The sequence below is a fragment of the Aporhodopirellula aestuarii genome, from assembly GCF_023701485.1.
Lineage (GTDB): Bacteria > Planctomycetota > Planctomycetia > Pirellulales > Pirellulaceae > Rhodopirellula > Rhodopirellula aestuarii.
On record NZ_JAMQBK010000074.1, the window covers coordinates 1 to 25,531 of the forward strand.

The following is a 25,531-nucleotide window of genomic DNA, read 5'->3' on the forward strand; positions in this document are numbered from 1 at the left end:
CAACGAATGGGACATCCCCAGACGCAGCTCCGGACGTACCAGTCGGAACATCCTGTCCTTGTGTTCGGTGCGGCGTTTCTCGTTTATGTCGTCGTCACTGGGCTATCTTTACCTGGTGCCGCCGTGCTGACACTGGTTTACGGATGGTACTTCGGGCTCCTTCGGGGCGTTGTGCTGGTCAGTTTCGCTTCCACGGCGGGAGCGACGATGGCATTTCTGCTCAGTCGATTCTTGTTTCGTGACGCGATTCAGAAGCGTTTTGGCGATCGTCTACAAAACTTCAATCAATCACTGGAGAAAGAGGGGCCATTCTTTCTGTTCACGCTGCGGCTGATCCCGGCAGTGCCGTTCTTCGTCATCAACGCCGTCATGGGGCTGACACCGATCCGCACCCGAACGTTCTGGTGGGTCAGCCAACTGGGGATGCTTGCCGGTACCGCTGTTTATGTTTACGCAGGATCCAGCGTTCCCGATCTGCAAACGCTTGCAGATAAAGGCATCGGTGCTGTCTTTACTCCGAGTCAACTCACGCAGATCGTGATTGCCTTTGTATTACTCGGTGTTTTTCCACTGATCGTACGATTCGCGACGAAGTTCATCCGTCGCAGGAACGAACTGCCAGCTATGGAAAACCCATCGCTCTAGTTTGCGATAACCCGTCGCATCATTCCATCCAGAAAGCTCTGACATGAACTCTCCAACTGAAACTATTCAACAGCTAGCCAAAACGGAAGGCACAGCAACCATGACATCCGAACTAATCCAGTTGCAGCCCAACGACGAGCACAACCAAGCTCTCGAAGCGAACGTTCACCCACCGCAGTGGTCCAGTCCAACGCCCATGCGTCCCTACCACTTGGTTGTGATCGGAGCCGGCACGGCTGGTCTGGTTACGGCCGCTGGTGCAGCGGGTCTGGGAGCACGCGTCGCGCTGGTCGAACGGGAATTGATGGGTGGCGACTGCCTGAACGTCGGTTGCGTCCCCTCCAAAGGGATCATCAGCGCCGCGAGAGTCGCAGCGGACGCAAAAGACGCCAGCGAATTCGGTATTGACGTACCAGAGGTCAACGTCGATTTCGCCGCCGTGATGCAGCGAATGAGAAAGCTGCGTGCTGGGATCAGTCATAACGACTCGGCAACTCGGTTCCGCGATCTTGGCGTCGATGTTTTTTTTGGCCAAGCCCGTTTTCTCGATTCCAGCACGATCGACGTGGGTGGCACCGAACTCCGTTTTAAAAAAGCGGTCATCGCCAGCGGTGCTCGGGCGGCCGCGCCACCCATTGCGGGCTTGAACGAAGTTGAATATCTGACCAACGAGTCGGTGTTCTCGTTGACCGAATTACCACGCCGGTTAGGGATCATCGGAGCGGGGCCGATCGGTTGTGAAATGGCACAATCGTTCGCTCAACTTGGCTCGGAAGTCTTTCTAGTCGAATCAGAACACGGCATTATGCCGCGCGAGGATCGAGAAGCCGCCGAAGTTGTCCAGAAAGAGATGGTGCGAAACGGAGTGAAATTGCTCTGCTGCGGTCGTAACCTTGTGATCAAGAACGACGGTGGAATTCGACTGACCGTCGAGTCCCATGGGCAAACCTATGACGAACCGGTTGACCAATTGCTGGTTGCCGTCGGTCGTGCACCAAACGTTGAAAACTTGAACCTGGAAGCAGTGGGTGTTGATTTCGACAAGAAGGGCGTCAAGGTCAACGACAACTTGCAGACTACGAATCCGCGCATTTACGCTGCCGGTGACATCTGCTCGAAGTACCAATTTACCCATGCTGCCGACTTCATGGCCCGCATCGTGATCCAGAATGCTCTCTTTGCGGTCGGACCGTTTGGCAAGAAAAAGGCGAGTGACTTGGTGATACCGTGGGCGACCTATACCTCGCCTGAGATCGCCCATGTTGGCATGTACGAAAATGAGGCCGAGCAGGCGGGAATCGAAGTCGACACCTACGTCCAACACTTCAGCGACATCGACCGAGCCATTCTAGAAGGCGCAGACGATGGGTTCGTGAAAGTTCACACCAAGAAAGGGACCGACCAGATCGTCGGCGCGACCATCGTTGCCGAAAACGCGGGCGACATGATTTCCGAAATCACGGTCGCCATGACCGGCGGGCTTGGACTCGGGAAGATCGGCAGCGCTATTCACCCCTATCCAACGCAAGCCGAAGCGATCCGCAAGCTGGGTGACCAGTTCAGCCGCACGAAGCTAACTCCGCTGAGCAAGAAAATTCTCGGCCTGTTGCAACGACTCAATGTCGGAAGTTAATACGCAGTCCCTCCCACGGAATGAATTCCAACTCGTCTTCGGAATCGCGGCTAAAATTGGTGAGTACATCCAATCACAAAACGCGGAGAGCCAAGATGTGGAATGATGCCTGCGAAGAAACAGAAGACTTTATGAGCGGACTTGAACGGCGGAATCCCGGTGAACTGGAGTTTCACCAAGCAGTACGGGAGTTCGCAGAAACCGTCATGCCTTTCGTTCAGGAAAACCGAAAATACAAGGATGCTCAAATACTCGAACGCATGACGGAACCGGACCGAATCGTCATTTTCCGGGTCGCGTGGGAAGACGAGAATGGGAACATCCGAGCCAACCGGGCGTGGCGCGTGAAATTCAATAATTCCATCGGACCGTACAAAGGCGGCATGCGGTTTGACCCCGACTTGACATTGAGCATTCTCAAATTCCTCGGCTTTGAACAGGTATTCAAGAACAGCCTGACCGGGCTGCCGATGGGCGGCGCAAAGGGCGGAGCCAATTTTAATCCCAAGGGCAAGAGTGATCGCGAGGTTATGCGGTTCTGCCAGTCGCTGATGACTGAACTTCATCGCCATATCGGTGAAGACACGGACGTTCCAGCTGGGGATATCGGAGTCGGGGGCCGCGAAATCAGCTACCTGTTCGGGCAGTACAAACGACTCGAAAATCGTTTTGTGGGAAGCCTGACCGGAAAGGGGTTAACTTTCGGAGGCAGTCTCATGCGCACCGAGGCCACCGGTTATGGTTGCGTTTACTTCTGCGAGAACATGCTCAACCACGCAGGCGATACCCTCAAGGGCAAGACGTGCGTCGTCTCTGGTTCGGGCAACGTCGCCATCTACACGGCTGAGAAGGCGACCGAGCTGGGCGCAAAAGTCGTCACGCTTTCCGACTCATCTGGTTTCGTTCATGACCCGGATGGCATTGATGCCGAAAAACTTGCCTTCATCAAGAACCTTAAGGAAGTTGCTCGCGGTCGAATTTCTGAGTATGCCGATCACTTCCGTGGAGCCACGTTTTATGCTGGTCATCGGCCCTGGAATGTTTCATGCGAAGTCGCGTTTCCATGTGCGACACAGAACGAACTGAATCTTGAGGACGCGAAAACTCTCATCGGCAACGGAGTCCGCGCAGTGGCTGAAGGCGCAAACATGCCGACCGAATTGGCGGGCGCTCACGCCTTCGTGAACTGCAAAGTTCTCTTTGGTCCCGCCAAAGCAGCCAATGCCGGTGGTGTTGCCGTATCGGGACTTGAACAAAGTCAAAACGCCTTGCGTCTGTCGTGGACCCATGAGGACGTGGACACGAAGCTCAAGTCCATCATGAGCGACATTCACAGAAAATGCGTCAAACATGGACAGGCAAATGGTTACGTGAATTATGTCCGTGGGGCCAACATCGCTGGCTTCATCAAAGTCGCCGACGCGATGTTGGCGTACGGTGTCGTTTGACCAAATGCACTGTGAGTTCGTCAATGATTCCGATTCCACTTTAAAGAAAAGTGGCCATGCCGCGACTCCACGTGATTACCCCGAACCAAGCAACCGGACCTCTCAATGAGACCTACGGCAGCATCGCAAATATGTTGGGAATGACGCAGTTTCAAGGTGTTCATTTGCCTCTCAAGTTTATGCTCGGTGTTTGCTATCGGAACATCAGCTTTGAGATGGAGAAAAATCTTTGACTCGCCGGGATCCAGCACATACCCGAACTCTGCCGTCTCGGTTCAGAACGAGCTGCCGAAGTTTTTGACACGATTAATCAAGGATTTTTTCAACTCAAATCGGTGCAATTCGAGCCATTCATTGCAGCAGATGGCGAAATCAACCGCCGATTGCGTGTTGCGTGGTGGTTGCTGTAATGACGCCAGCACCGGTCGAGTTTCTTACGACTATTAACTTGCTGACTTGAATATCAATCGACATCACGGTGGGCGTTTCAATCGCTTCGCCGGCATACAGATTTATAATGACTCCCGGCGACGGCGCTGCCGGAATGTCGAGTGCTTGGTGCAATTGCTTGGCTCGAAATAAGCACTTGCGCGGATAGTTGAGCGTAATGCACTCGCGTGATTCGCGATCTGGAATATCTGGCAAGAGTTCTTGCGAAACCGAGTCTTGGTCGGGATCGGCCAATCCTCACGTCAATCGTCGCCACAATTCTGGATTGTAAAAACCATAGGCTTGATCTGCGTTGTGAGCGTCGACAAGCGTCTGGTGGCGCCGACGCGGAAGCATTCGGGAAATCGACGGCATCTGTAAGCTGGTTGTTGACGAGCTAACTGATCAACGGCGGGCTGTGCGAGCGGATGCCTGATCGTTCAATCCCCAGTCGTAATCGAGATGGGAGACTGAAACCGAATTCGCGATCGCTGCATCGTAGGCTTCGCGTGAGGGCAAGTAGGGTGCGATCGTGCGAAGCTGGGCGGCTTGGTCGCGACCAAAATCCTCGCCGAACCAGTCAAGAATTGACGAGAGCTGGAACCTGTGTCCTGCGGCGTCGTATTGGAAGTTACCAGGCTTGGCGAAGAAGACTTTTGTGTTGGCGATCAACTGAGCATCCAGTTTCTCGGCCGTGTAGGCTTCGGACAACAGTCGCGGACAACTGCGTGAGGCACAAACAATGGCGAAGTGAATTCGTGGCTCGCCCATTTTTCGTAACACTTCGTGTTCCATCTGGTGCAACGAGTACGGTTTTCCGCCAACCGTCAGCAGCAGGTCGTCCCAAATGTTGTAGCCAATCAGTTTTGCGGTGTGATTGCGAATGCTGGTCGTGGGATACTCACGGAGAATCCCATGAACCGTCAGCGCGTTATAGGCGTTGATCCAAAAAGCGAATTTGGCAGCTTGACTCGCCTCTGCGTTGGGGTTTGCTGACGAAAGGTATCTCAAAAACGCTTCAAGAGCCTGTACGTCCGCAGCGGACTGTTTCCATCCCGCGTAATTTACGTTTCCGTTTTCGTCCACGTATCGCTTTAGCAAGGCATCCCAATTGCGCGGGTCAATCTGGTCCATCGAAACTTGCTCGTTCGCAGGGACACTGGCACAAACGGTAACCTTTGACCCAGCCAGACACGGGTTGATCGACAACACCGTGACGACACCCGTGGCCAACGCGATCATGATGGGGGTGGCAAAGCGGTTTCTCATTGGGTGTCTCCGTTCGTTCATTGAGGGAACTGAAAAGAATAGCTTCCGTTACGCCATTCGCTATTCAATGGCCATCGGAATAAATGTTCCGCCCCTGTGTGTCGGCTCACACTTCAAACGGACTTACCTAGCTGAAAGGAACCAGGCACGAAACCTCGTTCCAAGCTGAACATTACTGCGTTTTCGTAAGGATGCCCTCAATGTCTCATGGAATATTCGCCATGCCATCAGTTTTCGGCGTTGCTGCGTTTGGATATCTGCTGCTTGCCGGATGCCGCCAGCCCGAATCCTGTCAGAGCGGTAGTGGCTCCGCTTCCTCGGCCGGATAGGGATCACCCACCGATTCGGAGTCGCCTTCGTATTCGCAACCCGCGTGCCGAGGTTCTGGATTGAGCGATTCAATACCTTCGTTTTCTTCCACTGCCCTAATGCAAAGCTACGCCGCTCCCGGCGGGACTGGGACGCGTTCTGTGTTATCTGGCGGTTCGGGCACACGTTAAGTGACTGCAAAAAACAATTTCGAAATAGTGTAAGGATCATGTTGGTTTTCCGTCTTCCCTTGCGAACTGCCTCGCTTTTCAATGTGTGGCAAACCCAACTCGCATCCGAAAGGAAGTCGGTCCTATGGAGATAGCCTTGTCCAGTGATCAACAAGTCGCCGAGTCTTCGGTCTACCAGCGGTACGCCGCTGCCGCTCAGGCCGTCGAACCCGCGCTGTGCTGCCCGGTTGAATATTCGACCGATTTGCTGAAGGTGATCCCTGAAGAAATCATCGAGCGGGATTACGGATGCGGCGATCCCACGCCCTTCGTTCGCTCCGGCGAAACGGTGCTGGATTTGGGCAGCGGAGGTGGCAAGTTATGTTACATCGCGGCCCAAGTCGTTGGTCCCAAAGGGCGTGTCATCGGTGTCGATTGTAATCGTGAAATGCTCTTTCTCGCTCGCAAGCACTCGCCAGCGGTGGCAGAGCAACTCGGCTACGCAAACGTGGACTTTCGGTATGGCCTGATTCAGGATTTGGCGCTCGATCTGGATCTACTTGCGGGTGAATTGTCAGAACATCCCGTGAACGATCCAGCTGGCTATCTCTCGCTACGTCACACCGAGGAGAGGCTGCGTCGTGAACGACCACTCGTCGCTGACGATTCAGTCGACTGCGTTTTGTCCAACTGCGTCCTGAATCTCGTGCGGCAGCAAGATCGCCGACAATTGTTCGCCGAAATCTTTCGCGTCTTGAGACGCGGCGGCCGTGCGGCGATTAGTGATATCGTGAGTGACGAGAGAGTCCCGGAACGCTTGCAACAAGACCCGGAGCTTTGGTCGGGATGCATCACCGGTGCGTTTCGTGAAGATGAGTTTCTCAAAGCGTTCGAGGACGCAGGCTTTCACGGAATCGAAATCGTTAAGAGACAAGCTGAGCCATGGCGGATTGTCGAAGGAATCGAATTCCGCAGCGTGACGGTTGTTGCGCACAAAGGAAAGCAAGGTCCTTGCTTGGAACGCGGGCAAGCGGTGTCGTATCGCGGTCCATTCAAGAAGGTTCAGGATGACGACGGTCACACCTATTTCCGCGGTGAGCGGATGGCCGTTTGCGACAAGACGTTTAATCTCCTCCAGCAAGAACCGTACACCAACATGTTTGACGCGATTGAGCCGCGTGAAGTTGTATCATTAGAAGATGCAAAGCCGTTCGGTTGCCGGCGCAGCACGCGACGTCATCCTCGTGAAACGAAGGGGCTCGAATACGACGAGACTACCGGAGCGACTGATGGCTGCAGCGATGAAGGACCGTGTTGTTAGATCGTAGGCATCCAGACCAGGTATCATTTATGCATCTAATTGTCCTTGGCTGAAAGCCTAGGCTACGCAAAGAACCACCATGCAATTATCACTCCTAAGACAAAAAAGCGAACTCGCCAACGCAGCCATGCAGCGAGAAATTCTCGAGGCGGAAGCGAAGCCGAGGCTGCCTTACTTCGATCAAAAACTTTGCTCCAGCGGTCTGCCAACCCTTCGGGCAACTAGCATCGAGGTGCTGCAGATCAACGTCGGTAAGCTATGCAATCAAACGTGCACTCATTGCCACGTCGACGCCGGGCCGGACCGTCGCGAAAGCATGTCACGAGAAACGGCTGAGCAGATCATCGGTGTGCTGGCGAATAACGACATCCCGACGCTGGATATCACCGGTGGGGCACCCGAGATGAATCCCAATTTTCGTTGGCTTGTCGAGCAAGCTCGCAAACTTGGGCGCCGAGTGATTGACCGCTGCAACTTAACGATTTTGATGGCCAATGGATTTAAGGACCTGCCCGAGTTTCTTGCCGAACATGACGTCGAAGTCGTCGCCTCTTTGCCGTGCTACATGGAAGAAAATTGCGACAGCCAACGCGGCGACGGAGTTTTCAAGCGTTCCATCGGCGCTCTCAAGCGTTTGAACCAATTAGGATACGGGTACCCCGGTTCGGGACGAAAGCTGACACTCGTTTACAACCCCACTGGAACTTCGTTGCCGCCATCGCAACACGAACTCGAAGCGACCTACCGCGACGAGCTGAAATCTCGCTACGATATTGTATTTTCGGAACTGCACACGATCACCAATCTTCCGATCAGCCGGTTCCTCGATGATCTGCTCCGTAACGACCAACTCGATGAATACATGCAGAAGCTGATCGAAGCATTCAATCCGGTCACCGTCGAAGGTGTCATGTGTCGCACGATGGTCTCTGTTGATTGGCAGGGAAATCTGTTCGACTGTGATTTCAACCAAATGTTGAACATGAGTTTGCCTGCAGATCTCCCACGGCACATTTCGGATTTCGATCCCGCGAGACTTGGCGACCGCGTGATTCAAACCGGCCGACATTGCTTCGGCTGCACGGCCGGATGCGGCTCGAGTTGCCAGGGCGCAGTCGTTAAGGTCGGAGCGGCACAATGATCGTTCTTTTCGCCCTCGTTGCAGGCATTTTGCTGGCGTACGCCAATGGCGCGAACGACAACTTTAAAGGCGTCGCCACGTTGTACGGCAGTGATACAACGACGTACCGCCGAGCACTCGTGTGGGCGACGGTAACCACTGCAGCGGGTTCGCTGACGGCCGTTTGGCTGGCTCGCGAACTGCTAGAGCGATTCTCTGGCAAGGGAATCGTGCCTGACGCACTCGTCTCTCAGAATGAATTCGGCGTTGCCGTCGCGTTGGCTGCGGGCGTTACCGTGATGCTGGCAAGCCGCCTTGGGTTTCCGATTTCGACCACTCATGCTTTGGTGGGTTCGATGGTCGGAGCGGCGGGTGCGTCATCGTTCGCTGTCGATTGGAATGTTTTGTCGTCCAAACTGATGGCACCGTTGCTGCTGAGTCCACTGATTGCGATCCTCGTTACGGCAATCCTTTATTTGACGTTTCGTCGAACCCGGATTGCGATGGGGATTACAAAAGAAACATGTCTTTGCAGCGGTCGCGAAGTCGTCGAGGTTGTTCCGTTGGGATCGGGCGCGATGGCAATGACGCGTGCTGAGGAGCTTTCGGTCACGTTGGGGACAAACGTCAGCTGTCGAGATCATTATGCCGGTAACCTTGTGGGTGTCGATGCTCGTCAATCGCTCGATACCATGCATTTTCTTTCCGCCGGAATGGTGAGTTTCGCGCGTGGCTTGAATGACACGCCAAAAATCGCCGCGATTCTATTGATTGTCCCAGCCCTCAATTCGCTCACCGCGACCGTAGTCTGCGGTTTGGCGATTGCCATCGGTGGCTGGTTCGGTGCGAAGAAGATCGCCGAAAAGCTGAGCCACGGCATCACTGAAATGAACGCGGGTCAGGGCTTTTCCGCGAATCTCGTCACGTCGGTGTTGGTCGTGTTCGCGAGCCGCTGGGGGTTGCCCGTGTCCACCACCCATGTTTCCTGCGGCGCACTGTTTGGGATCGGAAGTGTGACTGGTCAAGCGAACTGGAAGTCGATCGGTCAGATCTTGCTCGCATGGGTGACGACACTACCCGCGGCTGCGTTGATCGCCTGGCTCGTTTTTAGCCTGTTAACGTAGCCTTGGCCACGCGCGACTATTCTCGAAACGACACGATGATGCCAGTAAACAATCGCGTTATCGTGTTCTCGAGGTATCCCGAACCAGGTGTGACGAAAACTCGCATGATTCCGGCGTTGGGAGCAGAACGCGCCGCACAACTTCAGCAGGCACTCACGAAGCGCACCCTTGCTGTTGTGAATGACTTCGGTGCAGACCATTCTTGTGACTTGGAAGTGCGGTTCGCTGGTGGCGAAGCTTCGCGAATGAGTCGGATGTTTGGAGCGGGCCTAACCTATCGTTCGCAGAGCGGCGGCGACTTGGGCCAGCGATTGACCGATGCCTTCGCGACCGCCTTCCACGAAGGGGCGACGCGAGTTGTGGTGATGGGTTCAGATTGCCCGGAAATCGACTCGGCGATTCTCGATGAAGCATTCAACGCTTTGTCACACGTCGACGTAGTGCTGGGGCCGGCGATTGACGGTGGTTATTACCTGATTGGGCTGAGCGCGAATCAGCCTCACCTCTTTGAAAAGATCGAGTGGGGGAGTGAAAACGTCTTGCGACAAACCGCCCGGAAGGCAAAGCAGTCGCGATGCAAAGTTCATTATTTGCAAACGCTTTCGGATGTCGACTATCCAGAGGACCTGGTCGTTTGTCGGCGATTTCCTGAGACATTTGACAACGTGCTTCCGCGGACTCGTGAGGGTATGTTGTCGGTAATTGTGCCGACGCTGAACGAAGAGCAATGTCTCGAACAGACGCTTCGCGGAATTGTTGGACTTCCAAATGTCGAAGTCATTGTCACCGACGGCGGCAGCGAGGATAGGACGATCGACATCGCTCGACACATGGGTGCGACGGTCGTCTTAGCTAATCCTGGGCGAGGGTGTCAGATGAATGCTGGCGCGGCGGTTGCGAGCGGCGACGTGCTGCTATTCCTGCACGCTGACACCCAACTGCCGGAATCCTTTCATCAGCACGTTCGGGCGACACTGCAGCGTGGCGTAATCGCGGCAGCCTTTTCGTTGCTGATCGACGGTGACCATTTCGGATTGAGATGGATTGAAAAGGGTGTGAATTTCAGGTCGCGATTCCTTGGGCGACCTTACGGGGACCAAGGTTTGTTTGTGTCGGCAAAATCGTTTTATAAATTGGGTGGTTTTCCGAACTGGCCGCTAATGGAAGATGTCGAGCTATGCCGCCGCTTGAGGAAGCGCGGAGCCATCTCGCTGGCCGAAGCCGCAGTCACGACATCGGCTCGCCGTTGGCTGCGACTTGGGATTCTAAAAACCACGCTCATCAACCAACTTTGCATCGCCAGCTATCACCTTGGTGTCTCGCCAGCGAAACTCGATCAGTGGTATCGGTCGCGACGTTGGGTTTCATAAGTTTCGAAACCAATGGTTGGGCAACGCGGAGGACAGCGTCAGCGACTCGCAATCTCGGTTTCGGGTCGAAACGCATACCACGCAAACCAAAACGTATTCATCCACTGAAGTTCAGCGTCCGCCTTAACGACTCGAATCGTTTGATCGTCGGCGTCGAAGGCCACAGTGAATTTTTTACTGCCGAGCGACTTTTCGATCTGCATCGTCTTCCCTCCAAACGCGGATGTGGGAATCGCCAAGGCGTTGGCATCATCCCAGACTCCCAACACACGTTCCTTTAAGGGCAACGCGTTGTTGATTGGCTTCGCCGGGAACATCAAATTCCGTTGCTTGAAATAACGCGCGTACGGGCTGCGTTGATAGTTTCGTCTATGGCCGGTTTCTGACGAGACGACGGTTGTGTTTGGATGGCGTTTTTGCCAGGCAGCCCACGTGGTCAGTTCCATCGGCAAAATGGTTAGCTTCATTCTGGCACCGGGGCCAGAAACGCCTTCGCCTTTCACCTGCGACCAGAGGCTTTCCGTATCGGATCGGTCGTACATCAACACGTTGCTGTTGTAGAGCAAACCCGAGACGCCGAATTCCCTTTCTCCGAGCGGAGTCCAACGATCAAAAACGACTGCCGAATCGCACAGCGGACAATAAGTAACCGCGATCGGTAGTTCGCCGATGCGATCATTGATGACCTCGTGATAGTTCAATATTGCGAGCGGGTAGGCACGTGATTCACCACCAGACTCAACGCCAATCACTCGATCGCCCGCTCGCAAGTACGTCGCTTCCGAGGCGGAAACCATCGTTGGATTCGACAGAGAGGGAATTCCGTCTTTGGGAGGGCCACCGGAGCGAATCTCTTGGACTGGAATGGTTGCTTGCCTCAACGCAAATCCGCTACCTCCCTGTCCTCGAAGCTGTACCGGCTGGACGATTAACGGATCACCGTAAAGACGATCAACGTGACGCTGCAACGACCATGACGCTGCAATCGCTAATGGAGTGAAAAACAGCAGACTGCGGATAAGGCCGAACTGAATACCCATTTTGGATCAACTCCCTTTCGAATGATCGACGTGTTGATGATTTCGATGTTTCTGTGAGATGCCTTCTGGACATGCCAATCTGAAGAAAGAGATGCTCTGTCCCGGTATATGTTTCTTGTTCAAGCTGCGATGGAGAAAACGATGTTCAAAAACATACGAGTGGCACTTTTGGCGATTCTTTTTTGCATCCCGTTCGTCGGATGCTCATCGAGTAGCTCAGCTGAACCACTCGATTCGCCGCCTGCTGCAAACACCGACGATCAACCGCGTACACCTTCCCAGGGTTCAGGCACGTCAAATTAGCTACGGCAACGACTGAAGGGTTGCCGCATGCATCCTTATGTCACTATCGCAGTAACGCGTTCGTTGGACTGTGAACTAACTCACAATTTGCAAAAAGAGGAGCAAAAGAATTCTCGTGCGATGAAGTGCCAAACGCAATGCCAAGGTCATTCTCTACGGGACGTCGATTTAATTACTGGGGAATTACTAATGTAAGGGAACGACGTAGGTCGTCCTGTAACGCGGGACCGGAAGGCTTGGGCCGTTCCGCTAAAAAGGGGCACTAAAGAAATCAACGTCTCATCGAGTAAACATGGGAAGCCAATGTGTTCCCGGTAAGTAAACCGCCAGCATCCCGGTCTGGCACGCTAATCAGCGTTGTGATTGGCCTCACAGACGAGAAAGGTTTTCAGGCGAAAAGTTTTGGTGTAAGGAAACCCCTTGCATTCCGTCTTCCCTCTGAAGTCAGCAAACCATTCCATTACTCGGACTTTCAAAGAGAGAAACGATGAACCGTCTCCTTTCCCAAGCACACCTGTTGGTCACCCGCCGCTTCGCGATTGTCGCGACCACCCTCCTGCTCGGCTCGCTCCTCGCAACCGCCGCTCATGCTCAATCAGGCACACGAACCACTCCATCAGCAAGTACGCCGTCTGCCCAGTCAGGTAGCGGAACCCGGGCAGGAAGCGGAACCAAGACCAACGCTGGCACGGTAGGACTGCAAGGCTATTGTCCTGTATGCATCATCAAAATGAAAAAATGGGTGAAGGGCGATGCGCAGTACTCAGCACAATACGATGGCAAGACGTACCTGTTCCCAAGCGAAGAACAGAAGCAAATGTTTGTGCAAGATCCCACAAAGTACACACCCATTCTCGGTGGCGACTGCATCGTCGCCTTGGTGGAAATGGGAAAGCGAGTCCCGGGAAGTCTTCAATTCGCGGCATTGCACGAAGACCATCTGTATCTATTCTCAAACGAGAAAGCGAAGAGCATGTTCCAAGCGAATAAGGAGAAATATGCTCACGCCGATATTGCACTCGGCGGCAAATGCACGGTTTGTCGTGTCGAGATGAATAAGGACGTTGACGGCGTCTCCGAGTTCACCAGCTTCTACAAAGGAATGCGATATCTGTTCCCAGGCCAAGAACAACAACAGATGTTCAATCAGAACCCGAGCAAGTACGAAGTGACCAAGTAGAGATCGAGTGAGGCACTCGATTGGACCGCAATGAAGAATTTGGTCGCGTTGCGTTGACCGGCAAATGGGTTACGAGATTTTGAGGGGGCGGAGGCTTCGACCCGCTGGCTCTTGGGACGGGGCCGGTAAACTGAGCCTTCGCCTCTAAATCGGCCTCTTCGCGGGCGATTAAATCTGTCGGAGATGTTGCCGGCTATTTCATCGGCCGTCCGCGAACTGACGATCGAGCGTGTGACCTGGAACATGGGAAATTCTGAATCGGGTGTCTGCGATGTTTGGGATGCGTCACAGACGCATGTGATCTTTTACACCGCCTGTTCGTGGAGATGGTTGAAGCGGATTGGGCGGTCCGGTGTTCGCGTTGATCTAGCCTTGCGACTGATGCTAAATCTCGTCGAGGGGCAAATCTGCGATCATTCGTGCTATGGACAAAACGGCTCGTACCCCTGCACGCCTTATGAATCAGATTCAAGGCGGAAGGAAACCGGTTGCGGAATGCTCCTGTCGGGCAACTCGGGCAACCGCTGCTGGAAATTGGCCGGCAGGACAACGTCAATGGGTACGAAGACACCGAGGCGACGATCGCCGACGTTGATACCCGCGTCGACTGCGACGTCGATTGGTTCGGTTGAGTTGCATCCTCGCCGAATGCGTAAAAGTCTCCTTTTCTTGACGCGAGTGCTTGGCTGAGTTTTTTGAACACACGCGGTTGAGAGGGGGCTAGTCGACTATCATTCAAGAATAGACTTTCGCTCCTATCTGCCCCGCCATCATGAATTCCCGCCTCGCAACACTGTTTCGTCTTGTCATTGGACTCTCACTTGGGATGTCCGCAATACAAGCGGCCGCCGCTGAATTGCAGGTCATTGTCCCTGGTTCCGAACCGGCAATCGATGGCAAGGAGGTCGATTGGATCTATGGTGACTATCTGCTGAAGAACGACCATGTATCGTTGACGATTGCGGCGGCGGTGCCTACTCGCGATGCCAACATGACGATCCGAAACATTGGTGGTTCGATCTTGGACCTCACACTCAATGAACCATCCAACGATCAACTTAGCGCTTACACGCCGACAGCGGGACGATATTTTTTTCATGACCCGTCTCAGGTAACTACCGGCCGTGATGGTGACGCAGTGTTTTGGCAATGCCGATCATCCCGAACGATCTCCAAAGACGGCACGACGGCGTTCGTGCAATATCGCTTGAAGGACGGCGACGCATTTGTCGAATCGATCGTGCAGATTGACGGCGATGCGGCGGAGAAGGTCGGAGCGTTTGATGGTGTGCGTGCCGATGGATGGTTTTCATTTGAGACATTTGGCAGCGTTGCCTACTGTGCCGATTCGTTTTTTCGACAAACAATTGGATTCAAAAACCCGTTTGTGCGGCAACCACCGAGCTGGAAAAAAGGACGGCCTAATCAATTGCGGTATTCGGACGCTCACGTCGAGCGGACCGATGGCAAACTGAAATGGACGGTACGACTTTATCCCGCGACCAGCCCAGCCGACCTTCGAACGGTCGCGGAACATTCCGACTTGTCACCAGCCATGTACAAATTCGTAGTTAGGCCGAAGACTCCTCCCGCTGACGGACTGGATGCAGTCAATCGTGCCAAAGTTGTTGTGCGGTCGGTTGGCGAGAACGGTGATGGCGTTCAGGATTCGTTTACTTTGCAGACGGACGACCAAGGAATCGCCCACACCAGGCTCATTCCCGGCAAATACGTCGCTGTTGCGTCCGCGATTGGATGCGACAGTAGTGAGGTCGCTTTTCAATCAGGTAAAGAGAATGGAACAGTGACTTTGCCTTTGACGGACGTCAGTGGCTTTGTTGCTGAGGTCAAAGATGACCAGGGCAATTTTATTCCCGTGAAGGCAACCATTTATGCGGCAGATGGAGACCACCCTAACTTTGGTCTCAGCAGCACAAGGACATTTGTTGAAAACCTCGTCTACTCGGTGCACGGCCGCATGCATTGCCCACTCGACCCGGGCAAGTATGAGATCTATTTCAGCCGTGGGCCAGAATACGACAGTGTCAGGAAAGAGGTTGAGATTATCGCCAAGGAGATGCAGCTAATCGCGGTGCAGCTTGATCGTGTTGTCGATACGACTGGCTGGGTCAGCGCTGACTTGCACAGCCACAGCAGTCCTTCGGGCGACAACACGTCCGACCAATACGGGCGAGTCGAGAACCTACTGTGCGAAAATGTTGAGTTTGCGCCCTGCACCGAACACAATCGAATCGACAGTTACACGCCACACCTGCAGCAGATGAATCTGACGCACTTGATGGCAACCTGCACTGGAATCGAATTGACGGGCTCTCCGACGCCGGTTAACCATCAAAATTCATTCCCGCTGCACTGGCACCCTCACACGCAAAATGGCGGTGGCCCACGAACCTCATCCAATCCGGTCGTGCAGATCGAACGTCTCGCCATGTGGGACGACGCATCGGACAAATTGGTGCAAATCAATCACCCGAATCTACATCAGATCTACGGTGACGTGGATACTGATGGAATTCCCGATTCAGGATTCCGCGGGATGCTGAAATGGACGGATGTCGTGGAAGTTCATCCGCTGGAAACAATTTTTCAGGACATCCCGAACAATCCGCCAAGTGTGCGTCGCATGCGGATTCCAATGTTTCAGTGGTTGCAACTACTCAATCAAGGTTACCGCATTCCGGGCGTCATCAACACCGATGCGCACTACAACCACCACGGCAGCGGCTGGCGAAGAAACTGGTTCGCCTGCAGCACGGACGATCCCGCAAAGATTTCAACCGACGAAATGGTTCGACAAGCTGAATCGGGACACATCGTCATGTCGACTGGACCATTCCTTTCCGTAGCAGGTCAATCTACTACTAGCCGGGACACAGCGATTCCTGGGGATTCACTCGTTGCGGCCGACGGGAAAGTGATGTTGAAAGTGACGGTGCAGTGCCCGAACTGGTTGGACGTCAATCGCGTGCAACTATTCATCAGCGGTCGACCGAGCAAAAAACACAACTACACGCGAAAGAATTCGCCCGACTTGTTCGGCAGCATGACTGCCGTTCGCAAATTTGATTCGTCAATCAGTTTGTCGCTCGATCAGGATGCGCACCTGATCGTGGCAACGATCGGCGAGGGAATGACGATGGAAAAGGTCATGGGAACGCGTTACGGAAAACGTCCGCCGATCGCCGTTAGCAATCCAATCTTCGTGGACGTTGACGGAAATGGTTTCCAACACAACGGCGACGAACTCGGTATGCCCCTTCCGAATGCCGCAGCACCGGCCACTCGCTAGACCTTTTGCAGAAAGAAAATATGAAACGTGGAAGATTGCAATTTGGCCTGCTGCTTGGATGCCTGATGCTGTGCCATTCAGCGTTTGCACAGGAAAAGGAATCCGCTCTTCCCAAGGGTTATTTGGAGGTCGGGACTGACAAAGAGGAAGCCTTGCGACAACTTTGCCAAGCAACCGCCGATACGGGTTTGTTCTCTGGTGCCGTGCTCGTCGCCGATGAAGGCAAGGTGATCTACAAGCAAGCGTTTGGCTTGGCAAATCGCGAATGGAACATCCCCAATACCACCGATACTAAATTTCGATTGGCGTCAGTAAGCAAACAGTTTTGCAGCATGCTCGTGATGCAACTGGTTCAAGAGGGTAAGGTCAAGCTTGACGACACCATCATTGATCACCTGCCCTACTATCGCAAAGACACCGGAGAACGGATCACGCTGCATCACTTGATGTCACATCAATCGGGCATCAAAGATTTCACATCGAGCTTTGACTACCGAGGAACGATCTCGCGACTGTCCTTCGATAAAGACGAGTTCATCAAATTGCATTGCAGTGGAGATCTCGCGAATGATCCCGGCACAATCTACAGCTACTGCAATGCAGGTTATTGCATCTTAGGCAGAATCATTGAAAAGGTGACGCGGAAGAGCTTCGAGCAGAATCTTCACGAGCGAATCTTCGATCCCTTGGGAATGAAGAACAGCGGGTACGACCGGAACCGAACCGTGATCGAAAAGCGAGCGAGCGGTTATACGCGGGGGCCGTTTGCGTTTGAGAACGCAGCTTACATCGATTTGGATTCGTCGCCCGGAGCCGCCGGAGCTTTGTATTCGACGGTGGAAGATATGTTTCGGTGGGATCGAGCCTTATATACCAACAAGCTTTTGAAGAAGAAACATCGCGACCTGATGTTCACTCCGAACCGAGACGTGCCGGAGGTGAAAGCGGCGGGCGGACGGCCACACAGTAATTATGGATACGGCTGGCAGATCGATACTCGCACTCATCCGGTGACGAAGCGGCGAACCAAGGTGATTAACCACGGGGGGGCGATCAATGGATTTAGGGCGATGGAAAGTCGACTGGTGGAGGATGATGCCTTCGTGATCGTGCTGTGCAATCAAGGTGACCCGATCGCATCGACTGACGTGTGGGATGCCGTTCAAAGGCTCAGTGCGGAATTGATCGCTGTCGTGACCGAACAACCCTACCGAATGCCGGGTAAACGTCGCCTCACCCAGGAGCAGCGGATGTACGAAATCGTCCAAGCCGATGGCGTCGAAGCAGCCATCGAATGGTTTCAGGCCAATGGATCGAAAGCGGGCTGGGGAGGCGCCAACTCAGCCGTTGCGACACAGCTGATTCAAGACGGACGCATCGATGATGGACTGCGGCTGATGGAATTCGACGTCGAGACGACGCCGGGAAAAGCGTGGTTGCTGAGAAAGACAGCTCTAGCCTTTCTGAACAACGCTCGCCCAGAGAAAGCCTTGGTCTTCGCCAACCAAGGATTGGAACTAAAGCCCGACGATGAAGCTCTCAAAAACATCAAGACTGAAGCGGAGCAGGACTTGAGAAGTGAAGACTAGCCGGACAGCGCCACTTTCTGGCGGACGTCTTGGAGTTTTCGACTTTCACGTTGCGGAGCCTTTCCGAGGCTCCGGAAGCGGGTAACGCCTGCAATTCTCGGTCTCGGGGGACGTCGATTGTTATAGTGCTCTTTTTAGCGGAACGGCGCGAGCCGTCCGGTAACGCGGGACCGGACGGCTCGCGCCGTTCCGCTACTTTTGAAATTCTTCAGTAATACAATCGACGTCCTGAGAGACCGAGCTACGTGAGAAGTGGCGCTGCCCAGCTAGAAGCGTGGTGGGAAAAAATACCGGAACGAATATTTCGGTCCGGTGAGTCCACATTGGCGTGGTCAGAAAAGGCGGAGATGGCATCGGAAATGGTATCTGCGGTGAGCAATCGTCAGAGCGAAGCCGGTCGGGAACCTCTCGGATTTGTGAACCAAATGCGAAGTTGTTTTATTTGAAGAGGCAAATGTTTCATCGAAGACGTTGCCTTGGCTTGCTGCAACCTCATCTGGAATCACAAAGGAGGCGGCTGCTACTGATTCGAAGTGAAGAGTGGAAAAACGGTCGCCGGCTCCGCGCCAATTTACTAATGCGGTGGTCATGAGGTGCTGCTAGACGCTTGGTTATCGCGAGTGAAACTGGGGCCGGGAGCTTACTGACTGTTCGAAGGTTGCAATTGCGGTCTACCACCGGCGACGACTGAATATCTTTTCCGCAGATGCTGAATGGCAGAGACTCCCCACAGAATGTTGCCCTCCTTTTAGCGGATGTGTTTTGCTCTGGAGAGTGGGTTGGTGGCATGTTGTTCTGTTCAGGTAGGAAGCGGGGACGCTGATTCGGACACATCTTGTCTCTGTTCCGGATGAGGTCAAGTGCGCAACGGAATCATCCGAAGGGGGCTATTAGGCGCCAGGCGGTAGCATTGATCCTTTCCAGGGAGACTTGAGCCGATCCGAATCGAAGGCGGTCACGATATCGATGCATTCCATGCGGGAGACGCCGAAATGAAAAAACAAGATTGTCTACGGGGGGGAGGATCGCTCGCCATTTTGTTGCTTGTCTTGTCCGCACACAGCGTTCACGCGACGGATTTCTTCGTCACGAATACGAACAACGATGGTGCCGGGTCGTTGCGACAAGCGATTGTCGATGCCAACGCGGACGTCTCGGGATCACATGACATCATTGTCGACAATGCCGTCACGGGCACGATCACTCTGCTCACTGATCTGCCCCCATTCGCTCGAACGACCAACGTGGTGATCACCGGATCGAATAGCATCACGATCACGGGCAACTCGGCGTCGATCAATTCGGGTATCACCACAACGTTGACAGTTGGTGCTGGGAATCCGACAGCCATCGAAACATCCATTTCGGGGGACGGCAACATCGAGAAACAAGGCGTTGGCACGGTCGTATTGAGCGGCACCAATAGTTATGTCGGTGGCACGACCGTCACGGCCGGGACGTTGCAGGGTAACACGTCCAGTTTGCAGGGTGACATCACCAACAACGCGAGCGTGGTGTTCGACCAGGCCGGTAACGGCACGTACGACGGGGACATGACCGGAACGGGTGCTTTGACGAAACAGGGCGCCGGCACCGTGACCCTGGATGGAACGAATGACTACACCGGCGGCACGACCGTCACGGCCGGGACGTTGCAGGGCAATACGTCCAGTTTGCAGGGTGACATCACCAACAACGCGAGCGTGGTGTTCGACCAGGCCGGTGACGGCACGTACGACGGGGACATGACCGGAACAGGTGCTTTGACGAAACAGGGCACCGGCACCGTGACCCTGGATGGAACGAATGACTACACCGGCGGCACGACGGTCACGGCCGGGACGTTGCAAGGCAACACGTCCAGTTTGCAGGGTGACATCACCAACAACGCGAGCGTGGTGTTCGACCAGGCCGGTAACGGCACGTATGACGGGGACATGACCGGAACAGGTGCTTTGACGAAACAGGGCGCCGGCACCGTGACCCTGGATGGAACGAATGACTACACCGGCGGCACGACCGTCACGGCCGGGACGTTGCAGGGCAACACGTCCAGTTTGCAGGGTGACATCACCAACAACGCGAGCGTGGTGTTCGACCAGGCCGGTGACGGCACGTACGACGGGGACATGACCGGAACGGGTGCTTTGACGAAACAGGGCACCGGCACCGTGACCCTGGATGGAACGAATGACTACACCGGCGGCACGACCGTCACGGCCGGGACGTTGCAGGGTAACACGTCCAGTTTGCAGGGTGACATCACCAACAACGCGAGCGTGGTGTTCGACCAGGCCGGTGACGGCACGTACGACGGGGACATGACCGGAACAGGTGCTTTGACGAAACAGGGCGCCGGCACCGTGACGCTGGATGGAACGAATACGTACGATGGCAACACCACGTTGAGTGCAGGGAATCTGATCATCAGCGGATCGATTACTAGTAGCCTGTCGACGGATGCTGGGACCGAGCTTCGTGGCTCCGGCGCCGCGGGCGCGACCACGGTATCTGGGCTAATTTCCCCCGGGGAGTTACTGGGGACCTTCACGGTCGATGGGACTTATACCCAAAACGTGGGTTCCACCTATCAAGTTGATTTGAACGCTGCGGGCACGGTTGCTGGAACCAACAATGACCTGATTGATGTCACTGGCACCCCTAGTACGGCAATCCTTCATGGCGGTACGGTGGATGTACAAGCGGCCGCTGGGACTTACCAACCGGGAACCACGTACACCATCTTACGTACGACCGGTGGAATCTCCGGCGCCGGATTTACGTCCGTGACCGATTACTTGCCAATGCGGGACTTTGTTTTAGTTTACGGCGTGAACGAACTGGAATTGATGGTGCAGCGTGCCCCTGCCGGATACACGGCCACGGCATTGACTCGAAATCAGTCGGCGGTAGGAGCGTCGTTGGACTTACTCAGCCCCCTCGCCGTGGGCGATATGGGTGATGTGCTTGATGAACTAATGGTCCAATCGGCGTCCCAGCAGCAGTTCGCAATGTCTCATATGAGCGGCGAAGTGTACGGCAGTCTTGCATCGGTCGGGTTACAGCACACCTCCCAATGGAATCAAATCCTGGGACGTCGATTGAGAAATGCGAGCGCGTCGGGACGCTTCTCTACCCCGAGGGCGGTTGCCCAAACTCGCGCGCTCCCGCAGTCGGATATCCAATTGGTCAGCTACCGAGAAAGCGGCTGCGCAGATCTCATTTCACAACCGGCCCGCTGCCGGCCGAGGCAATGGGATGGGTGGTTAACGGGATACGGTCTGGGCGGTGACGCCGACGGGGATGGCAACGCAGCGGGGCTTGATTATTCACTCGGCGGCACCTTGTTTGGACTTCAGCGATGGTGCAACGAGCACACCCTGCTGGGCATTTACGGCGGTTATGGCCATGCTCATCTGGAAACGGTCTCGTCCCTTCAAACTGCGCGAGTCGATGCGGTTCAATTGGGGGCCTACTTCCGACACACCGATGGCTGGGGGTATTGGCAAGGGACCAGCGGATTTGGTTACGACGCCTATGAGTCCTCGCGAACGGTGGCGTTTGGCGGAGTCAATCGAGTGGCCCGTGGGGACTATTCAGGTCAGCAAGCGATTGTGAGCCTTGAGCGGGGCAGGCAAGCGGAATGGGGGCAGTTTGCGGTCAGGCCCTTCGCAACACTGCAGTACATTTATCATCACCAAAATGATTTCTCGGAGACGGGCGCGGGCGCGATGAACCTCAACGTCGACGATGTCGACACGCATTCGTTGCGCAGCATGTTGGGCGTGGATATCGCACGCTCTGCAGTGTGGAGTCAACGCGTGCCGATCGCACATCGTGCTCGTGCTCTCTGGATGCATGAATTTCTCGACACCGCAGGAGTGGTTCAGTCAAGATTCAGTGCGCCGAATGCGACCAATTTCGCGGTCCAAGGATTGGATCTAGGGCGTGACTGGGCCGTGGCCGGTTATGGATTGACTGTTCAGCCACGCTCCAACGTCAGCTTGTCTTGTGGCTATGACGTCCAATTCAACGAGCACCAAGTGTTCCACGTCGGCAACGGCGGAATGCAGTTAACGTGGTAACAATGCCCCACGCGGTACAAAAAAATGCGACTGTCTAACGCGTCCTATCGACTTATTCGAACGAACGTCAGACTCCTGTTTTCCAGCGACGATTGTTAAATCGGGCGATCCGAATCTCGGCTGAAACCAAGGGTGGCCTTCTTCAATTCCGTAGGTACAGCCACGAAAAGGGAGGTCTTCACCGCGGAGAACGAATCGCCGAATCGATCTTTCTCCGTTTGGTCATTCACAATACGGGCTCATGCTTCAAAGTCACTCAGGCGGTGCGGCGGTAGCACTTGGCAGTCCGCCGATGCGGGGCAAAACGGTTCGCTCTCGCTCGATCGGGTGGGATGACAGGAAAGCAGCGTTCTGAAGCGGCCTCCCGAAACCGACCGACGAATTTGTCGGACTCTCTCTCTGGTAACATGTCCGCCCCAGTGAACACAAATCAGGCCGGGGAGGGTGTTTTCCAGATGTCGACCATAACTTCAGACGCAGTTCATCCGACGCGAGTTTGAGCCGATCTTGGTAGACCGAGCTTAGTAGAATCATTGAGCCGGATTAGCGGAGAAGTTTTCATATCGACCGGGCCGGCACACTGCTGGAATGGAATTGAACCAATGCAATCGATGACGTATCTCACACCGAACGGAACCCGATCGAAAACGTCGAGTTGCCGAGACAAATGGTCAAAACTCGTATCCCAGCCAACCCGAACGAGGAGAAGTCGTCGCGATGAATCAACCCCAGCCAAACAAGCCCCAGCCAAACAAGCCCCAGCCGAACAATCCGCTGCACGGCGTCACGCTCAAGGCGATGCTCGAATACCTGGTCGCGGAGTACGGATGGCAGCGACTGGGTGAGCGGATCAATATCCATTGCTTCAACTACGAGCCGAGCATCAACAGCAGTTTAAAATTTCTTCGCAAGACCGACTGGGCTCGGGCCAAAGTCGAGAGGTTGTACCTCGACTCGATCAGTTACGACGAGCGGAAAGGCAAGAACAACTCACACGACGGTGAACTGCCGAGCGACATCGGCAGCATTTGGGATCGGGCACGCCGAGACGGGTGAAATGTTGTCCCCGGCGGTGGCAGAGGCCAATGGTATTGGTATGGATTTCCTCCGATGGATATTTCATGCTCAACTTCAAATGCCACTGCTCGTTGTTGTTATCGCGTTCGAGCTTGCTGGGGAGGTGAACCATTTAACGCCACGCGTTTAGCCCATTCCCTGAGTGCGTTTTAAATTGGCCTCGAACATCCCTTTCCATAGCTTTAGCGTGCCATTGTTTCGCTCAACCTGGCAAATCCCCCAGGTGTTATTGATCTTGCGGTTGTCTTGTTCCCACGGTCGATTGGATTGGATGAAGAGTGTCTCGCGGACGAGTGTGTGTTTGTTTTGGGGGCCATCCAGACCTCGGAGAAATCATCGCTGTCGTTGGCCTGATCGTTGGGAATCGAGACGCCGACGATGGTGGTGAGCGTCGCATAGACATCGTGCAGTGCAATCACCTGGTCTTGAATCCTGCGTCCTGCCGGAATCCCCATTGTCCCAACGCACGATGAACGGAATTCGGTGCCCACCTTTGTAGAGGAATCCTCTTTCGCCTCGCAATGGACTACCATCGACTGCGACGCCCTGGGCATTCCGATGGACGCGCTCTGCATTCGTCGTGCTGGCCTCCAGACGATCACCGCCGACTGTGCGACTTCAGATGCGAAGGTAAAGTTGTACGGTCGTCGGTGATTTACGCGGGGCGTAATAGGCGAGCACTTCTTTCTTCAGTTACCAACGCCATGGAGACCGTCCGGTCAGCAATCCGTATCGCGTGGGTGTGCAGACGGACGAAGGCGTGTGCGCGTTCATAAACCGAATTCCCTCATTGGCGATGCGGTCGATGTGGGGCGTCTGTATCGGCGAATACGCGTTGTTGCAACTGGCGTCGACCCAGCCAACGTCGTCCGCCGAAATCAGGACGACGTTCGGGTGTGTCGCTTCAACGCCGATCGTATCGCCGCAGCGACGACTGCAAATGGAAGCAGTTTTGCGTTCAAACTTACGTTCGTTGGTTGATTGTGATTACCAATAAGTGAGCTGACGGCGAGCGCTCAATGCCATCTACTTTGATCGCGGTGCGGCGTAAGCCGCTCGGTCGCAGCGATTAAGATGTTCGAAATTTACCGGGCGGTTCGCGCCGCTCCGCTATAAAAACACCCTGTTAGTGCGGACGAAGCTGGCATTGGGTTAACGCCGTCGGCTCATTCCGGTTTCTCAGGTGACCCTTTTATCACGTTTTAAGGCGTTGGTGCGGCAATTCGAACGTTGCGGAGCCAGAAATCGAGGCCATGATCTTGGAACCCGATGAAGCCTATTGCCGGGCGATCCGAGAGCGGCGTCTTCGACAGATCGATGTCATGAATTTGTAGACCATTGAGGTAGGCACGCATCCGGTTTCGTTCGACATGGACAATCGCCCGATTCCACTCTCCGGCCTTCTTGCCTGCATTAACGGCGGCGGGGTGTGCTCTGAGTAGGCCACCCATGTCGTGGTGATTGATTTCGTCGCCCTTGGCATGGGTGTCGTTGAGTTGCAATTCGCAGCCTCCCTCGACGGGGTCATTCTGATCACCGACGCGAAAGTAGAATCCGCTGTTCCCATCGGTTTCGAATTTGAATTCAAAGTCGATCACAAAGTCGCGGTACGGTTTGTCCGACCACAGATAGGCTGAATACCGTTTCCATCCTTCTTCGCCTTCTCGTGGGTGAAGAAACAACTCCTTTCCGTCGCCCTGCAATTTCCAGTTGCCTGTCGTCGTCGTGCCTTTCAGTTCCGAGCCTTCAAAGAAAGGATGAAACTCGAAGCTTTTGACAACGTTGTCCATATCAACACGCAGCTCGTCGATCTCTTTGCCGGTCAACGCCGAAGCTTCCGGCGATGTCGGAGCGACCCGTTTCTTCTTCAGCTTTTTCTCTTGAGCTGTGCAGGGAAAGGCCGTGCTGATAAGTAGTAAAACCGTCAGTGCAATCATTGGACGGCAAGTAAAGTAGTTCATGATCGGTTCCGATTCTTTGTTGTCTTGGATTTTGTAGTCACGGCAGATTGCCTCAGACGGTTGGTCCATTTTCTCGATGTAGTCATAAAACGCATCGAACGAGCGGTCGTTTGTATCGAGGAACTTGGCCGAGAGTCGGTAGGAGCCA

Annotated in this window: 19 protein-coding genes; 14 read left to right on the top strand and 5 right to left on the bottom strand. The window is 54.5% G+C overall.

Going from position 1 to position 25,531, the window contains the following annotated elements:
• The 4 genes from NB063_RS25360 to NB063_RS25375 all read left to right on the top strand — a co-directional run.
• Window positions 1-645, top strand: a 645-nt coding sequence (locus NB063_RS25360; RefSeq protein ID WP_250931834.1) for a TVP38/TMEM64 family protein, incomplete at its 5' end; no start/stop codon positions are given.
• A gap of 100 nt (window positions 646-745) precedes the next feature.
• On the top strand, window positions 746-2,278 hold the full coding sequence (locus NB063_RS25365) for a mercuric reductase (protein WP_250931835.1): 1,533 nt from the start codon (window positions 746-748) through the stop codon (window positions 2,276-2,278).
• A 95-nt stretch (window positions 2,279-2,373) separates the two neighbouring features.
• Entirely contained in the window at window positions 2,374-3,726 is a 1,353-nt protein-coding gene (gene gdhA / locus NB063_RS25370; protein WP_261367589.1) for an NADP-specific glutamate dehydrogenase, read from the top strand.
• Window positions 3,727-3,782: 56 nt separating this feature from the next.
• Window positions 3,783-3,959: a hypothetical protein gene (locus tag NB063_RS25375; protein ID WP_250931837.1), complete on the top strand. Its 177-nt coding sequence runs from the start codon at window positions 3,783-3,785 to the stop codon at window positions 3,957-3,959.
• Between the two features lie 139 nt (window positions 3,960-4,098).
• Here the strand turns inward: NB063_RS25375 and NB063_RS25380 are convergent, their stop codons facing one another.
• Window positions 4,099-4,410 (bottom strand): hypothetical protein, encoded by a 312-nt coding sequence (locus NB063_RS25380; protein WP_250931838.1) that lies wholly within the window; start codon window positions 4,408-4,410, stop codon window positions 4,099-4,101.
• Between the two features lie 150 nt (window positions 4,411-4,560).
• Entirely contained in the window at window positions 4,561-5,424 is an 864-nt protein-coding gene (locus tag NB063_RS25385) for a DUF547 domain-containing protein (protein ID WP_250931839.1), read from the bottom strand.
• A 624-nt stretch (window positions 5,425-6,048) separates the two neighbouring features.
• Between NB063_RS25385 and NB063_RS25390 the strand changes: the two genes are divergently transcribed.
• From NB063_RS25390 to NB063_RS25405, 4 genes are all read left to right on the top strand, one after another.
• Window positions 6,049-7,224, top strand: coding sequence for a methyltransferase domain-containing protein (locus tag NB063_RS25390; RefSeq protein WP_250931840.1), 1,176 nt, complete (start codon window positions 6,049-6,051; stop codon window positions 7,222-7,224).
• Window positions 7,225-7,303: 79 nt separating this feature from the next.
• Window positions 7,304-8,365, top strand: a complete 1,062-nt coding sequence (gene arsS, locus NB063_RS25395) for an arsenosugar biosynthesis radical SAM (seleno)protein ArsS (protein WP_250931841.1) — start codon at window positions 7,304-7,306, stop codon at window positions 8,363-8,365.
• Window positions 8,362-9,468, top strand: a complete 1,107-nt coding sequence (locus tag NB063_RS25400) for an inorganic phosphate transporter (protein WP_250931842.1) — start codon at window positions 8,362-8,364, stop codon at window positions 9,466-9,468. The genes arsS and NB063_RS25400 overlap by 4 nt, the downstream gene beginning before the upstream one ends.
• Window positions 9,469-9,503: 35 nt before the next feature.
• Window positions 9,504-10,838 carry a TIGR04283 family arsenosugar biosynthesis glycosyltransferase gene (locus NB063_RS25405; RefSeq protein WP_250931843.1) on the top strand — a complete coding sequence of 445 codons (1,335 nt, stop codon included), beginning with the start codon at window positions 9,504-9,506 and terminating at the stop codon, window positions 10,836-10,838.
• A 38-nt stretch (window positions 10,839-10,876) separates the two neighbouring features.
• Here NB063_RS25405 and NB063_RS25410 read toward each other — a convergent pair whose 3' ends face one another.
• On the bottom strand, window positions 10,877-11,878 hold the full coding sequence (locus tag NB063_RS25410; protein ID WP_250931844.1) for a DUF3179 domain-containing protein: 1,002 nt from the start codon (window positions 11,876-11,878) through the stop codon (window positions 10,877-10,879).
• A 790-nt stretch (window positions 11,879-12,668) separates the two neighbouring features.
• Between NB063_RS25410 and NB063_RS25415 the strand changes: the two genes are divergently transcribed.
• The 6 genes from NB063_RS25415 to NB063_RS25440 all read left to right on the top strand — a co-directional run bounded on the left by NB063_RS25415 (window position 12,669) and on the right by NB063_RS25440 (window position 23,401).
• Window positions 12,669-13,361, top strand: coding sequence for a YHS domain-containing protein (locus tag NB063_RS25415; RefSeq protein WP_250931845.1), 693 nt, complete (start codon window positions 12,669-12,671; stop codon window positions 13,359-13,361).
• Between the two features lie 488 nt (window positions 13,362-13,849).
• Window positions 13,850-13,993 carry a hypothetical protein gene (locus tag NB063_RS25420; RefSeq protein WP_250931846.1) on the top strand — a complete coding sequence of 48 codons (144 nt, stop codon included), beginning with the start codon at window positions 13,850-13,852 and terminating at the stop codon, window positions 13,991-13,993.
• Window positions 13,994-14,133: 140 nt separating this feature from the next.
• Window positions 14,134-16,671: a CehA/McbA family metallohydrolase gene (locus NB063_RS25425; RefSeq protein ID WP_250931847.1), complete on the top strand. Its 2,538-nt coding sequence runs from the start codon at window positions 14,134-14,136 to the stop codon at window positions 16,669-16,671.
• 20 nt (window positions 16,672-16,691) lie between these two features.
• On the top strand, window positions 16,692-18,260 hold the full coding sequence (locus NB063_RS25430) for a serine hydrolase domain-containing protein (RefSeq protein ID WP_250931848.1): 1,569 nt from the start codon (window positions 16,692-16,694) through the stop codon (window positions 18,258-18,260).
• 992 nt (window positions 18,261-19,252) lie between these two features.
• The gene (locus NB063_RS25435) at window positions 19,253-22,345 is read left to right on the top strand and encodes an autotransporter outer membrane beta-barrel domain-containing protein (RefSeq protein ID WP_250931849.1); all 3,093 of its coding nucleotides are present in this window, start codon (window positions 19,253-19,255) and stop codon (window positions 22,343-22,345) included.
• 717 nt (window positions 22,346-23,062) lie between these two features.
• Window positions 23,063-23,401, top strand: coding sequence for a VF530 family protein (locus tag NB063_RS25440; protein WP_250931850.1), 339 nt, complete (start codon window positions 23,063-23,065; stop codon window positions 23,399-23,401).
• 714 nt (window positions 23,402-24,115) lie between these two features.
• Here the strand turns inward: NB063_RS25440 and NB063_RS25445 are convergent.
• Entirely contained in the window at window positions 24,116-24,364 is a 249-nt protein-coding gene (locus NB063_RS25445; RefSeq protein ID WP_322975300.1) for a sulfatase-like hydrolase/transferase, read from the bottom strand.
• A 260-nt stretch (window positions 24,365-24,624) separates the two neighbouring features.
• A complete protein-coding gene (locus NB063_RS25450) occupies window positions 24,625-25,452 on the bottom strand; it encodes a 3-keto-disaccharide hydrolase (RefSeq protein ID WP_250931851.1) in 828 nt (275 codons plus the stop codon).
• Between the last annotated feature and the right edge of the window lie 79 nt (window positions 25,453-25,531).